The sequence below is a fragment of the Enterococcus ureasiticus genome (assembly GCF_001730285.1).
Lineage (GTDB): Bacteria > Bacillota > Bacilli > Lactobacillales > Enterococcaceae > Enterococcus_L > Enterococcus_L ureasiticus.
The window spans coordinates 175,822-189,586 of the sequence record NZ_MIJZ01000014.1; the positions used below are offsets into that span (position 1 = coordinate 175,822).

Annotated in this window: 11 protein-coding genes; 5 read left to right on the forward strand and 6 right to left on the reverse strand. The window is 36.2% G+C overall.

Annotation, left to right across the window (positions count from 1 at the left end):
- Positions 1–76: 76 nt before the first annotated feature.
- On the forward strand, positions 77–1,513 hold the full coding sequence (locus tag BCR21_RS11655; protein WP_139125658.1) for an MFS transporter: 1,437 nt from the start codon (positions 77–79) through the stop codon (positions 1,511–1,513).
- 79 nt (positions 1,514–1,592) lie between these two features.
- On the opposite strand, the gene BCR21_RS11660 is transcribed toward BCR21_RS11655, so the two are convergent.
- Together BCR21_RS11660 and BCR21_RS11665 are read right to left on the reverse strand one after the other, a co-directional pair.
- Positions 1,593–1,976 carry a phage holin family protein gene (locus BCR21_RS11660; protein ID WP_069646828.1) on the reverse strand — a complete coding sequence of 128 codons (384 nt, stop codon included), beginning with the start codon at positions 1,974–1,976 and terminating at the stop codon, positions 1,593–1,595.
- Positions 1,977–2,155: 179 nt separating this feature from the next.
- The gene (locus tag BCR21_RS11665; RefSeq protein ID WP_069646629.1) at positions 2,156–2,575 is read right to left on the reverse strand and encodes an ArpU family phage packaging/lysis transcriptional regulator; all 420 of its coding nucleotides are present in this window, start codon (positions 2,573–2,575) and stop codon (positions 2,156–2,158) included.
- 434 nt (positions 2,576–3,009) lie between these two features.
- Here BCR21_RS11665 and BCR21_RS11670 point away from each other — a divergent pair, with 434 nt between their 5' ends.
- The 4 genes from BCR21_RS11670 to BCR21_RS11685 all read left to right on the forward strand — a co-directional run bounded on the left by BCR21_RS11670 (position 3,010) and on the right by BCR21_RS11685 (position 6,503).
- On the forward strand, positions 3,010–3,387 hold the full coding sequence (locus tag BCR21_RS11670) for a helix-turn-helix domain-containing protein (RefSeq protein ID WP_069646630.1): 378 nt from the start codon (positions 3,010–3,012) through the stop codon (positions 3,385–3,387).
- Between the two features lie 4 nt (positions 3,388–3,391).
- Positions 3,392–4,069, forward strand: a complete 678-nt coding sequence (locus BCR21_RS11675) for an ImmA/IrrE family metallo-endopeptidase (protein ID WP_069646631.1) — start codon at positions 3,392–3,394, stop codon at positions 4,067–4,069.
- Positions 4,070–4,702: 633 nt separating this feature from the next.
- Positions 4,703–5,833 carry a baeRF6 domain-containing protein gene (locus BCR21_RS11680; protein ID WP_069646632.1) on the forward strand — a complete coding sequence of 377 codons (1,131 nt, stop codon included), beginning with the start codon at positions 4,703–4,705 and terminating at the stop codon, positions 5,831–5,833.
- Positions 5,834–6,302: 469 nt separating this feature from the next.
- Positions 6,303–6,503 carry a cold-shock protein gene (locus BCR21_RS11685; protein WP_010760878.1) on the forward strand — a complete coding sequence of 67 codons (201 nt, stop codon included), beginning with the start codon at positions 6,303–6,305 and terminating at the stop codon, positions 6,501–6,503.
- A gap of 102 nt (positions 6,504–6,605) precedes the next feature.
- Here BCR21_RS11685 and icd read toward each other — a convergent pair whose 3' ends face one another.
- From icd to BCR21_RS11705, 4 genes are all read right to left on the reverse strand, one after another.
- Positions 6,606–7,883, reverse strand: coding sequence for an NADP-dependent isocitrate dehydrogenase (gene icd / locus BCR21_RS11690; protein ID WP_069646633.1), 1,278 nt, complete (start codon positions 7,881–7,883; stop codon positions 6,606–6,608).
- Entirely contained in the window at positions 7,880–9,025 is a 1,146-nt protein-coding gene (locus tag BCR21_RS11695; protein WP_069646634.1) for a citrate synthase, read from the reverse strand. Before BCR21_RS11695 ends, icd begins: the two co-directional genes overlap by 4 nt.
- A 57-nt stretch (positions 9,026–9,082) precedes the next feature.
- The gene (gene acnA / locus BCR21_RS11700; RefSeq protein WP_069646829.1) at positions 9,083–11,791 is read right to left on the reverse strand and encodes an aconitate hydratase AcnA; all 2,709 of its coding nucleotides are present in this window, start codon (positions 11,789–11,791) and stop codon (positions 9,083–9,085) included.
- 581 nt (positions 11,792–12,372) lie between these two features.
- Positions 12,373–13,764 carry an oxaloacetate decarboxylase subunit alpha gene (locus tag BCR21_RS11705; RefSeq protein ID WP_069646635.1) on the reverse strand — a complete coding sequence of 464 codons (1,392 nt, stop codon included), beginning with the start codon at positions 13,762–13,764 and terminating at the stop codon, positions 12,373–12,375.
- Position 13,765 lies beyond the last annotated feature (1 nt).

The window sequence follows — 13,765 nt, forward strand, 5'->3', positions numbered from 1 at the left end:
TTTTTTCACTGACATTTTTTCAAAAAAAGGAGTATGATAAGAACGGATTGTTTACAATTTTTAAGGAGATGACTAGATGGAATCAGTGAATAATTTTCAAGAAAACCCTATTGTACAAAAAAATCGCTGGTGGATTTTGGTTTCAGTGGCAATGTTTACCTTTATGTCCACTTTAGATGCCAGTATCGTCAATATAGCGTTGCCGACAATTTCCAAAGATATGAATGTACCGATGAATCAATCAGAATGGATCGTTTCAATTTATTTGATGATTGTCTGTGCTTGTTTGTTACTTTTTGGGAAAATCGGGGATAGCTTTGGCAAAATCAAAGTATATCGGATCGGAACCGTAGTCTTTACGTTAGGCTCATTATTGTGTGGATTTAATCATTCGTTAGGCTTTCTTTTGTTTGCGCGGATCGTTCAAGGAATTGGTTCAAGTATGACGATGGCTGCAAATTCTGGGATCATTACAGAAGTTTTTCCGTTTAAAGAACGCGGTCGAGCATTAGGTTCGATCGGAGCTTTCGTTTCTCTAGGGTCAATTGCAGGACCCGGAATCGGTGGCTTGATTCTTTCTCAATTTTCATGGCCTTATATTTTCTGGATCAATGTTCCAGTTGGGATCATCACGATTTTGATTGGCGAGAAATTCTTACCAAAAGATATTACCAAAAGTGGCAAAAAAGTTGATATACTTGGATTTATTTTGTTTGCTGTTTTTATTATGACGTTCTTTGGCGGTATCTTTATTGGTCAGGAAATCGGCTTTAATGCTGCTTTATCAGTGGTATTATTTGTTCTTGCAGTCCTTTCATTCATCATTTTCATTAGAGTAGAAAAACGTGTCAGTCAACCTTTGATCGCCTTTTCGATTTTTAAAAACAAAGTCTTTACGATGAGCTTGATCACAGCTGTGTTGATTTTTTCATCTAATTTCTTTGTCAATGTTGTGATACCATTTTATTTGCAAAATGCACGTGGTTTACCCGCAAGTAAAGCAGGATTGTTAATGATGGTCTTTCCTTTATTGATGGTAGTTGGTGCTCCTATCAGCGGTTTTTTAACGGATAAGATCGGTACAAAGCTTTTAACTTTTTCTGGATTGATTTTATTATCGATCACGTCTTTAATGTATATGTTTTTAAATCAAGGTACTCCGCTTTGGTACTATATCTTGGCGACTGGCATTATGGGATTAGGCAATGCACTTTTCCAATCGCCTAATAACACGACTGTTATGAGTAGTGTTTCAAAAGAGGATCTAGGTGTTGCTGGAAGCATGAACTCGTTTGCACGTAACTTAGGCATGGTTTTAGGAATTGCGTTAGCTACAACAATTTTGTATAACGCAATGAGCGCCGTTTATGGTCAACGTGTGACGACGTTTATCAGTGAACGTCCTGATATCTTTATCTTTGGGATGAGAATCACTTTCTTAGGTTCCTTTATTTTATGTTTAACGGCATTAGGTTTAACTTTATTCCGTTCATTAAAAGCTGGAAAAAGATAGGCAGACTAAAAAAATGAAACTGGTCAGGTAAATCTGATTTCAGTTTCATTTTTTTCAATAGATATAAAATCGCTTGGAACTACTCATCTTCTTTTCCGTTTTTGATACTCTTGATAAAATCCTCAAATAGTTCGGTTCCGATTCCCATTTTTTTATAATTTTCAAGAATCGACTTTAACTCCATTAGCAGATAGCCAACGTATAAAACATAAATCAACCCAACCCCTGCTCCACCTGGAATCAATGGTGCTAAAGGAATAAAAAACATCAACAGCACCATACTTGCTACTTTTCTCAAAATTCCATTGATACCTACTTTACTTAAAAAGTTAATTTTTGGATTGATTTTTGCAGCCAAACTACCGCTTAAAAAATCGATGATCATTGCGACACAAATCAATGTTAAAACGTAAATTGCTTTGTGATCTGCATCTACTAAAAAACGATCTAAATACTCAAACATCTTCATAATTACCACCTTTTTTTCATTATTTACTTCAATTTATCGTTGCTTTTTAAAGAGATCCGATAGTTCAAACTAAATGACTTTTCTCGTTATTTGACCATTGTTTAACTAGCGGTATACCAATAGTTTACTCGATTTCTCTCTACTTAAACTGGCATATTTCTCCCATAATAATGTCATTTTTCTATCAATAGTTTCCCACTCTCATAAGACTCTGCAAATCGTATCATTGCCTTATCTAGCTCTCGATAAAACTTACTTTCACTCATATGATGTTTCATATAAATCGCGATATTTGTTGTAAAATTGCGGTCCATATACTTATCGTATAACAGCTGTCTATCATACTCATCCAATTGATTCATGGCTTCTGTAATCTTGGATAGCTCAACTTCAGCAAGATATTTACGCTCAATTACTTTATCAGCTTTACGAGAAAATTCCCCATTAGTGCTTTTCATTTCAAATGTATACGCAGCCGTTACGTTAGGTGAATGTTTCTCTCCAGCGATTCTTACTAAAGAACGATACGTATTTAATAAATCATGAACCTTTTTTTTCGTTTTCTTTCGATCAATTTCAGGGAATAATAACATCTTTTATCCTCTCCTTTATCTATTAGTCTGGCTTTCAATATTTAACGATTGTTACGATTGAAGTGTTAATACAATTTCCTTGTCTTTGCAGCAAAGCAATAGCTCAGCAAAATAATGGCTCTTGATTTTTAAATAGTAGTGATTTTTTTAATTCCTTTCTCTTTATTACTTCTCGTTTAGTGAATTAGCTAATATATAATAAAATCATTGACTTGAATTAGCATTTACGCTATTATATAAGTATAGTTAAATAAGCTCTATTCTACTTCCGTCGCTTTCTCATTTAAGAGATTAACTGCTAGAATGGCTTTGCCTAACTATTTACTGATAAATTAGCTTATAAGAACATTTTAATAGTTTAAAAGCTAATTGTCAATAAAAAATAGCTTAAAAGCTAATGTTTTTTTCATTAAGCTTATGAAAGGTTGAAAAACATGAGTTTAACTTACAGAATTAAAGAGCTGGCTGACAAGAAAAAAGTTACTTTTGCTGAAATCGAACGCAATACAGGTATTTCTAATGGACAAATTCGGCGTTGGGATACTTCTTCTCCCAAAATAGAAAATATCCAAAAAGTAGCTGATTACTTTGACGTTTCTACCGATTACTTATTAGGAAGATCAGCTGTACCTTCCATTAAAGAAACGGCTCAAGAAGAAAATCTTTCATCTCAAATTATGTTTCGGATGAACACAGAAGGCTTATCTGAAAATGAAGTAGACGAATTGAAAGATGAAGTGGATCGTTTTCTTCGTTTTAGGAGATCTGAAATTGAACGTGAACGAGAATTAAAACAAGACGACAAGGCGTGATTGGATGACAGAGCAAATTGATGAATATCTTAGTTTTTCGGATAAAATAAACGATTATATCTCAGCGTTGATGGTCGCAAATAATATCGGTTATGAAAATTACGACTGTTCCTATCTTTGGGATTTCGTAAAATCTAAGGGAGTTTCAATGCGCAGTTTTCCTTTCGATGGCGTGGCAAGAGATCGTATTTCTGGTATGATCGTTAAAGACTCTTTAGAGACAACGATTGGTTATAATCAAAACATGAGTGAAAAAAGAAAGAATTTTACGATCAGTCATGAGATCACTCACTATTTGTTTCATATGACTGAAAATGATACGATTTTTACTGATACAGATTGCAGTCTGCGATATTCATATAATGAAGTCCTTCATGAATTTCAGGCGAATATTGGTGCTTCTGCGATTCTTGTGCCGGATGTCGTTTTCTTTCGCTTTTTGAAAGAAGGATGGAATTTATCCCAATTGTCGAACCATTTTGGGATATCAGAAAGTGCCCTTTATGTCCGTTTGATTCATACGATGCAGGCTAATTTTGGTGTTTCTTATATCGCAGCTAAAACGAATGCAGATGCTATTCGGTATAAATTTAGCGGTAAAGGGCATCATGCGGCTGTTGAGCTTGGAACTAATTTAGAGGCACGGTTGTTTCGAACGAATCGGTTTATCGAAGCGTTGTGATAGAAATATAGAAAGTGAAACTAAAATCAGGTATTTACTGACGATAGTTTCACTCTCTTTTTTATTTAATTAGCGATTTTTGCACAAAAAACCACCACGACCGTCGTCTATGGTGGAAATGAAGGTTGTTATTTACTCTTGGTAGGAGTAAGTATGAAAAACCAATTCGGGATAATTGGCATGAAGACATATTAGCATCTCTATTTAAAATAAAAATGAACCCCTATTTTGTATTTCATAAAAAAACTATGAGGAATTACTCATAGAGCAACTTTTTACATTTTCCTATTGTTTATCTCCTTTTGGACCATATTAGTTCCAACATTTTTATGCCTGTGCTACACTTTTATTAGTACCAAGAAATGTTACCGATATATTATTTAGCTGTACAAATCAATCCTTAGAAAAATAGACAAACTGGCAATGAAACAAAAAATGTTTCACACCAATTTCCTAATTTGCTATAGGATCAACTGATTTGTTCTGCTTTTAATTATATCTAGCTTCGCGAGCTAGCGCTTCGGAAAAAAGATAAAATATGCCTGTGGCCAAAAGCGCCACAAACACATTTTCCTATTTTTCTGTCAGAGCTAAACGAGCCCGCTACGCTTTAAAATTTAGGAGGAATGTATTATGTTAGATCAAGAAAAAGACAATTTATCTGTTCTATTCTCTGACGAAGTTCAAGGTCCCTTTGTAACATTTATTCTGAATACTCATGTCGCTCACCAAGATGTCGAAAAAGATTCTTTAGCCTTCAAAAATTTTGCTAAAGCTGCAAAAATCCGCTTCGAAAAAAAATATACTGATTTATCTTGGGCACCATTCCAAGAAAAAATCGATGCTTTACTGGCTGATGCATCCTTTTGGCGTAATGCGACAAAAAGTGTATCAATTATTATTAGTGAAAAAGACATCTTTATCAATCGATTAAATGTTCCTGTCGACGATCAATATTACGTTGACGATCGACCTTATCTCCTAGGAATCATCAAAAATAATCAATTTAACTATCGTTATTATTTAATGGCTTTAAATCGTGATTCTATGCAACTTTATTTAGTAGAAAACAATCAAGTGAAAACAGTTGATTTACCGGCTGACGCACCAACTGATCTTGTTGGTACTTTAGGTGATGAGTTGACTGGTGGCAGTATGAACTACTCCATTCAAGGCGGAACCGGATATAATGGCTCTTCCAAAGAAGGCGTTGCCTATCACGGTGTGAATACTAAAGATGAAGAAGTAAAAATCGACTGGACTAACTACTATCAAGCCATCGATAATTACTTAAAAGACACATTTGTAAACTCTGATAATTTACCAATTCGTTTGTATGCTTTACCAGAAAACCAAACACTATTTAAAAAAATCGCGAAAAATCCTTATTTAGTAACGGATGCTTCTGTTTCTCTCTCTCCTGCACAAGTTTCGTTTCAGGATATTGAAAAAGGCGCATATAAAATAAATCAAGCACTAGAAACAATCGAAACAACAGCTTATAATCAGTTATTAGACAAAAAATTTGTCGATCAGCTTGTTGATATCGTCCCTGCATCTGATGAAGGAAAAGTATCTCATTTCTTCATTTCTACTGCCAATTTTGTTAATGAGACAACGGACATGTCGACAGAAGAATTTGACCGCCGTAAAGTTTTGAATAAAGTCACAGACAATGTGCTTAGAACTGGTGGAAAAGTCTTTGTTTTAGATCAAAAAGCTTCACCTGATGAAAAAACCTTATTGGCTGTTCTACGCTACTAAACGCTGAAATGGACAAGAGCCACTCAACAAATACGTTGAGTGGCTCTTTAATTAAGTTGATTAAATATTTTTTTAGCTATAAAACCATGTAAAAACTATCTATTAGTAAGGATAACCTTATTCTCATCTAAACAATCTGAACCCTTCCTACTTTCAAATCTATGCAGCTCCAAGGCTGCGCCTTCGGAATAGATTTCTACGATATAACTCTATCATTACTTTCATATTTAACGCTCAATACTCCTATACTATAACAGAAATACATTTATTTTGACAATTAATCCTTATTTCTTAACAAATTTTTATTTTTCAGAGAGATATTACTGGTCAACTAGTGTAAAATATGCTATATTAAGAGAGTAGTTTTTGTTCGGTAATATATGTGTAGCTGTTTCAAATAAACATCTTCCACATTTTCACCTTTCAAGTAATTGCAAAATATGTGTATATCACAAGGAGGATTTTTATTATGGAAACAGGTACAGTAAAATGGTTTAACTCAGACAAAGGTTTTGGATTTATCACTGCAGAAAACGGTAACGATGTATTCGTACATTTCTCAGCTATCCAAGGCGACGGATTCAAAACTTTAGAAGAAGGTCAAGCAGTGACTTTCGACGTTGAAGAAGGCCAACGTGGTCCTCAAGCTACTAACGTTAACAAAGCGTAATTAACTTAACTTTAGTAAATTCAAAACCTGACGAATATTCGTCAGGTTTTTTTATGTCTCAAAAAAACGATGTTCAGAATAGTACTATTCTGAACATCGTTCTTAGTTATCATTAATCAACCGTACTAACTCTTCTCCAAACTCAGAACAACTCAATAAGGTTGCGCCTTCCATTTGGTCTGCAAAATCTTTTGTTACTGTTTTGTTCACCAACGCTTCTTCAATACTTCTTGTAATTAACTCACTAACCTCGCTCCAACCTAAATAATCAAACATTAATACACCAGATAAGAGTAAGGAGGATGGATTCAATTGATTTAATCCAGCAAATTCTGGTGCTGTTCCATGGGTTGCTTCGAAGATTCCATGTCCCGTTTCCAAGTTCAAATTAGCGCCTGGTGCAATTCCAATGCCACCAACTTGAGCAGCTAATGCATCAGAAATATAATCACCATTCAAATTCAGCGTTGCAATCACATCATAATTTTCAGGATGCAGTAAAATATCCTGCAAGAAAATATCAGCGATACGATCCTTTATAATTAGTTTCCCAGCTTTTTCCGCTTCTTCTAGCTGTTGATCTGCTGCAGACTTTCCTGTAGTACTCTTGATTTCTAAGTAGCTTTCCCACGTAAAAACCTTGTCTCCAAATTCTCTTTCAGCTAAAGCATAGCCCCAGTTTTTAAAACCACCTTCTGTAAACTTCATGATATTTCCTTTGTGAACCAATGTTACTGATTTACGATTATTTTTTAAAGCATATTCAATCGCTCCACGAACCAATCGCTCTGTCCCTTCTTTAGAAACAGGTTTGATTCCGATAGCAGACGTGTTTGGGAAGCGAATCTTATTGACACCAAACTCTGTTTGTAAATAACGAATCAATTTTTCTGCTTCTGGACTTTCAGCTGGAAATTCGATCCCTGCATAAATATCTTCAGTATTCTCTCTAAAAATCATCATATCTGTTTTTTCTGGGTGTTTTAATGGTGAAGGCACACCTTCAAAATAGCGAACTGGTCGATAACAAATATATAAATCTAATTCTTGCCTCAATGCCACATTCAACGAGCGGAAACCTCCGCCAATCGGTGTAGTCAACGGACCTTTAATAGCTATACGATGGGATTTGATTATTTCCAATGTTTCATTTGGCAGCCAGTTTCCTGTTTCATTGAAGGCTTTTTCTCCTGCCAAAACTTCTTGCCAAACAATTTTACGTGCCCCTACATAAGCCTTGTCTACTGCTGCTTCAAATACTTTTTTGGCCGCTGACCAAATTTCTGGTCCAATTCCGTCTCCTTCTATAAAAGGAATGATTGGATTATTCGGCACAACCAATTTTCCAGTTTCAAATCCAATTTTTTCCCCACTTATCATGCTTCCATTCCTCCAGAATGTAATTTGCTGTTCAACTCACTATACCTTAACTGTTTAGGTCCAATATAATGTGATCGCGGTCGAATCAAACAATCATCTTTTTTCTGCTCATAAATGTGACCTAACCAACCAGAAACTCGACTCATAGCAAAAATCAAAGTGAACAAATCACTATCAATATCCATACAATGATAGACTGTAGCTGAATAAAAATCGACATTAGGAATCAAGCCTTTTGTCTCTTTTAAATAGCGCTCAACTTGACACGATAAAAAATACCACTGTTCTTTTTGTGTAATTGCAGTCAACTCTTTTGCTAGTTTTTTCAGATGTTTCTTTCTGGGATCTTCTGTTTTGTAAACGCGATGACCAAAACCCATAACTTTTTCTTTGCGATCTAATTTTTGATTTAGATATTCTTCTACATTTAGATTTTCAGAATCGATTTCCTTTAACATATCAAATACTTTTTCGTTTGCGCCGCCGTGAAGCGGCCCTTTTAGAGAACCAATCGCAGCCGTAATACATGAATAAACGTCTGACAATGTAGAGGCACAGACCCTTGCCGTAAATGTACTTGCATTTAAATCATGATCCGCATGTAGGACTAATGCCTGATTCATCGCTGACACCTGTACTTCTTCAGCTTCTGTTCCCGTCAGCATATAAAGAAAATTGGCTGCAATCGATAAATCACTCCTAGGAGAAATTGGGTCTAAGCCTTTTCTTAGCCGAGCATAGGCCGCGATGATCGTCGGCATTTTTGCTTGTAGTGCAATACTTTGCTGATACGTCGAATGCTCATCTATCGCTTCAGCATTTGGGTCAAACACACCCAAAAGTGAAACCGTTGACCGCAAAACACTCATAGGATGAAGGTTCTGGCGTGTTTGGATTTTCAAGCAAGTGATGATCGTATCAGAGATCGGCATTTGCACAGATAGCTCTTGTTTAAATTTCTTCAACTCTCGATTTGTTGGTATTTTTAAATACCATAATAGATAGATCACTTCTTCAAACTGAACATTCTCATCTACTAAATCATCAATATTAAACCCTGCAAATAATAGCTGATTTTCCACGATCGAGCTGATTTTTGTTTCAGAAACAACGACACCTTCTAAGCCTTTGTGAATCTCCATCCAAGTACCTCTCTTTCGTATATAAATAACAACGTTCAAAATCATCCCAATTTATGCTTAAAGTTTTTTACGGATAACCATTGGTAAAATTCCACCATGCTGATAATACGTGATATCAACGGCTGAATCAAAACGAAGAATCGTCTCAAATTGAATCGTTTCTCCATTTGGCTTACTTGCAGCAACGTTTACAGTGTCCAAGATTCCTTTTGTTTCATCGATATCAATGTCAAATAACTCAGTTCCTGTTAATCCTAAGCTATCAGCATCCTCACCTGGTTTGAATTGTAATGGCAAAACACCCATCATCACTAAATTAGAACGATGAATCCGCTCATAACTTTTGGCAATTACAGCTTCCACACCAAGTAACTGCACGCCTTTTGCTGCCCAGTCTCTTGATGAACCCATGCCATAGTCATCCCCTGCCAAAATTACTAGTTTTGTTCCTTGTTTCTGATAGTTCATTGCGGCATCATAAATAGCCATTTTTTCTTGTTTTGGCGCAAAAATCGTATAACCGCCCTCGATATCTGGAACTAATTGATTGCGAATACGAATATTGGCTAATGTCCCTCTCATCATTACTTCATGGTGACCACGTCTGGCTCCATAAGAGTTAAATTCACGGACCCCAACACCTCTATTAATCAAATACTGACCTGCTGGACTATTTTTTTGAATGCTTCCAGCTGGCGAAATATGGTCAGTTGTAACTGAATCGCCAAACTTAGCTAAAACAGCTAGTTTTCTTAATGGCTTTCGTGGTTCTCTTTCTTTTGTCATTCCTGTAAAATAGGGTGGATTCGCAATATACGTTGATTCTTCTTCCCAGCCGTATAATGGTTCATCGTTTGTTTCAATCTCATTCCATTCCTCGTTATCACTAAACACCCGTGCATATTCTTCCTGGTAAAGTTCTGGTGTAACACATTCATCGATCAATGCCTGAATTTCATCTCTAGAAGGCCACAAATCATTAAAATAAATTGGAATATCATTTTCGCCAATTCCAATAGGTTCATTGAATACATCGATATCCACCGTTCCAGCTAATGCATATAAAACAACAAGTGGCGGTGAAGCGAGGTAATTTGCTTTAACTAACGGATGAATACGCCCTTCAAAGTTACGATTTCCACTTAAAACACCTGCGGTTAGTAAATCATTTTCTTTGATTACTTCTTCGACTTCTGGCTTCAATGCCCCTGAATTACCAATACAAGTAGTACAACCATACCCAACGAGATGAAAGCCTAACTGTTCTAAATAAGGCAGTAACCCAGCTTTTTTCAGATAAGCTGTCACAACTTTTGAACCTGGTGCTAATGAGGTTTTTACATAGTTTGGTACATTTAATCCAAGTAATGCCGCTTTTTTAGCCACTAATCCTGCACTTAACATAACGAATGGATTCGATGTGTTTGTACATGAGGTGATTGCTGCAATTGCTACTGCCCCTGGTTTTAATTGATGCTGTATACCTTCCAACTCTAACTTCACACTTTCTGTCTGCTGTTTCTCAGAAAGTCCGAAACCTTGCAAGCCAGCTGGTGCTTTCACAGCGTGCTCAAATGCTGTTTTCATTTCTGATAAAGGAACCAGATCCTGTGGTCGTTTTGGTCCTGCAAGATTGGCTTGTATTTCACTTAAATCGATTTCGATCACTTTTGTATAACTCGGTTCTTGATCATTTACTGGATCATAGAATAATTGATTTTCTTTTAAATAACGCTTAGCTATTGCTACCGTTTTATCTTCCCTTCCTGTTAGTCGCAGATAACGAATCGTTTCATCATCTACAGGGAAGAAGCCGCAGGTCGCGCCATATTCTGGGGCCATATTTGCCACGGTCGCTCGATCAGCTAAGCTTAAACTAACTAAACCTGCACCGAAGAATTCTACAAATTTACCCACAACTTTTTGTTCTCTTAACACCTGTGTTACTTTTAACGCTAAATCTGTCGCTGTTGCACCTTGGGATAATTCATTCACAAAACGGACACCTACAACATCTGGAATAGGAAAATAAGAGGGCTCACCAAGCATACTCGCCTCTGCTTCGATTCCACCGACACCCCAGCCTAAAACTCCTAATGCATTGACCATTGTCGTATGAGAATCTGTCCCAACTAGTGTATCAGGATAAAGTAAAATTGTGCCATCTTCTTGTTTTTTTTGCGTCACAACCGTTGCCAGATATTCAATATTGACTTGATGAACGATTCCTGTTGCAGGTGGTACAACCCGATAATTATCAAAGACTTTTTGCGCCCAACTTAAAAAGCGGTAACGTTCTTGATTACGTTGAAACTCCATTTTCATATTTAACTGCAGCGCTTGTTTTACTCCAGCTACATCAACTTGAACTGAGTGATCGACAACTAAATCAACTGGAACTTCGGGATTGATTGTAGTTGGATCACCACCGAAGTCGGCAATTGTTTTTCGTAAAGATGCTAGATCAACGATCGCTGGGACACCTGTAAAATCTTGAAGAATCACTCGAGCTGGCTTGAAGGGAACTTCGCCTTTGTTGTTGTGTTCTGAAGACCATTCAGCCAAATCCTTGATATGCTCTTGTGTGATCCCAGTTCCATTTTCTTGCCGCAGCAAAGATTCCAACAAAACACGAATACTAAATGGCAACGTTGAAATAAATTGAGGTTGCTCCGTTTCTAGTGAAGCTAATGAATAATAGTGATACTTCTGATCTTTCATTTCAAAAAAAGTTTTCGATGCTTGTTTATTCGTAATCAAAAACATCCCTCCTAAATTTAAGCGCTGAGCCAGTTCTGATTTAACCTTGGCTGAAAAATAAAAAACTGTGAGAACAGCGCTCACTACCATACTCATAATTTATGTATGTTTCAAACAGCTCCCCCACATAACTAACTTAATTCATTTCTATGTACAGGATCAAAATAAAAAATGATATAGCTATCCTATTCTATACATGACTTGATTTCAGCTATTATAACGGCATTATAAACAAATGTAAACCTTTAGAACAATGAGAAAAGTCATATTAATTAACTCGATCATGTTACATTTATGTCACATATAAAATAACCGATATATAACGACTATATCAAGGTTAAAAAGGTTCCACCCTATCTAAAAATTAGCTTTTATGCATTATTTTCACATTTTTTTTTAATCTAAAATGCATAATAAAAGAACTAAAATATACTCCATATCTGCTAACATTTGCTAAGTCATATTTCTTCTATTTTAAGCTATTTTTACCGTTTTCATGTCAGACAAAAATTATTTCATTTCCTTAAAAAAATCCTTATAACAAATAAAAAGAGTTGCAAAATCTGCTGATTTTGCAACTCTTTTCTTTAAATATCTAACGTAACATTTACTTCCTGCATCGGAACATCATAAAATCGATCTTCTCTTCTCCCTAAAAAGTCTTTCCCTTGTTGCGGGAACAACGCATACATCAACACATCTTCGGTTGATTTTGCATATTCTGCGATCTCTTTTTCATATTGCGGAAGCTCTGGCGTCAATAAATCAGCGGGTCTAATCGTAATCACTTCTTCTTCCCCAATGATCAATTTCGTCATTTCTTCTGAGATTGCAACAGGTGGTTTCCCATATAAGCCTTTGACATAGTCTTTGATTTCTTTTGGTACCATTTTATAACGTTCTCCACTGATCACATTCATAACGGCTTGGGTTCCTACCATTTGAGAGAGCGGTGTTACAAGTGGTGGATAACCTAAATCTACGCGAACTTTGGGTACTTCTTTTAAAACTTCTTCGTATTTATCTGCTAGTCCTTGCTCTGTTAATTGACTCAACAAATTCGATAGCATGCCACCAGGTACTTTATATATCAGCGTTTTCGGTTCTGTATCTTTTACTTTAGGATTCAACAAGCCTTCTTCTCTAAACTTATCACGAATTGGATTAAAATAATCAGCTGCTTCCGCTACTTTCTTCATATCTAAATGTGTATTGTACCCTAAATTCTCTAATGCCAACGCCATTGATTCTGTCGCTGGTTGACTCGTTCCACCAGAAAATGAAGAAATGGCTGTATCAATAATATCTGCGCCTGCTTCAACGGCTTTTAGATAGGTCATTTCAGAAATCCCACTAGTTGCATGCGTATGAACTTCTAGCGGTACTTGGATTTTATTCTTGATTTCTGTAACCAAACGATATGCGTCATCCGGTGTCAAAATTCCCGCCATATCTTTAATGCAGATGGAATCGGCACCCATTTTTTCTAATTCTGTAGTTAATCCGACAAAGTAATCAATCGTATGAAAATCACTCGTCGTATACGAAATAGCAGGTTGACAATGACCGCCGAATTTTTTTGTTGCTTCGATTGAGGTTTGCAAGTTTCTTGTATCGTTAAGCGCATCAAAAACGCGGATAATATCAATCCCATTTTCAATTGATTTTTGTACAAAGGCTTCTACAACATCATCGGCATAATTTTTATAACCAAGTAGATTTTGTCCGCGTAAAAGCATTTGTAATTTGGTATGTTTAACGGCTTTTCGAATCGTTCTTAGACGCTCCCAAGGATCTTCATTCAAAAAACGAATACAGGCATCAAATGTTGCACCGCCCCACATTTCTAAGGCATGATAGCCTGCTTCATCCAAGGTTTGAATGATTGGCAACATATCACTTGTTGGCATTCTTGTGGCAATTTGGCTTTGTTGACCATCCCGCAGCACAGTTTCTGTAAAAAGGATTTTTTTTGTCATT

Coding starts and splice junctions, on each gene's coding strand:
- BCR21_RS11655 (WP_139125658.1), top strand. CDS start 77: ATGGAATCAGTGAATAATTTTCAAGAAAACCCTATTGTACAAAAAAAT.
- BCR21_RS11660 (WP_069646828.1), bottom strand. CDS start 1,976: ATGTTTGAGTATTTAGATCGTTTTTTAGTAGATGCAGATCACAAAGCA.
- BCR21_RS11665 (WP_069646629.1), bottom strand. CDS start 2,575: ATGTTATTATTCCCTGAAATTGATCGAAAGAAAACGAAAAAAAAGGTT.
- BCR21_RS11670 (WP_069646630.1), top strand. CDS start 3,010: ATGAGTTTAACTTACAGAATTAAAGAGCTGGCTGACAAGAAAAAAGTT.
- BCR21_RS11675 (WP_069646631.1), top strand. CDS start 3,392: ATGACAGAGCAAATTGATGAATATCTTAGTTTTTCGGATAAAATAAAC.
- BCR21_RS11680 (WP_069646632.1), top strand. CDS start 4,703: ATGTTAGATCAAGAAAAAGACAATTTATCTGTTCTATTCTCTGACGAA.
- BCR21_RS11685 (WP_010760878.1), top strand. CDS start 6,303: ATGGAAACAGGTACAGTAAAATGGTTTAACTCAGACAAAGGTTTTGGA.
- icd (WP_069646633.1), bottom strand. CDS start 7,883: ATGATAAGTGGGGAAAAAATTGGATTTGAAACTGGAAAATTGGTTGTG.
- BCR21_RS11695 (WP_069646634.1), bottom strand. CDS start 9,025: ATGGAGATTCACAAAGGCTTAGAAGGTGTCGTTGTTTCTGAAACAAAA.
- acnA (WP_069646829.1), bottom strand. CDS start 11,791: ATGTTTTTGATTACGAATAAACAAGCATCGAAAACTTTTTTTGAAATG.
- BCR21_RS11705 (WP_069646635.1), bottom strand. CDS start 13,764: ATGACAAAAAAAATCCTTTTTACAGAAACTGTGCTGCGGGATGGTCAA.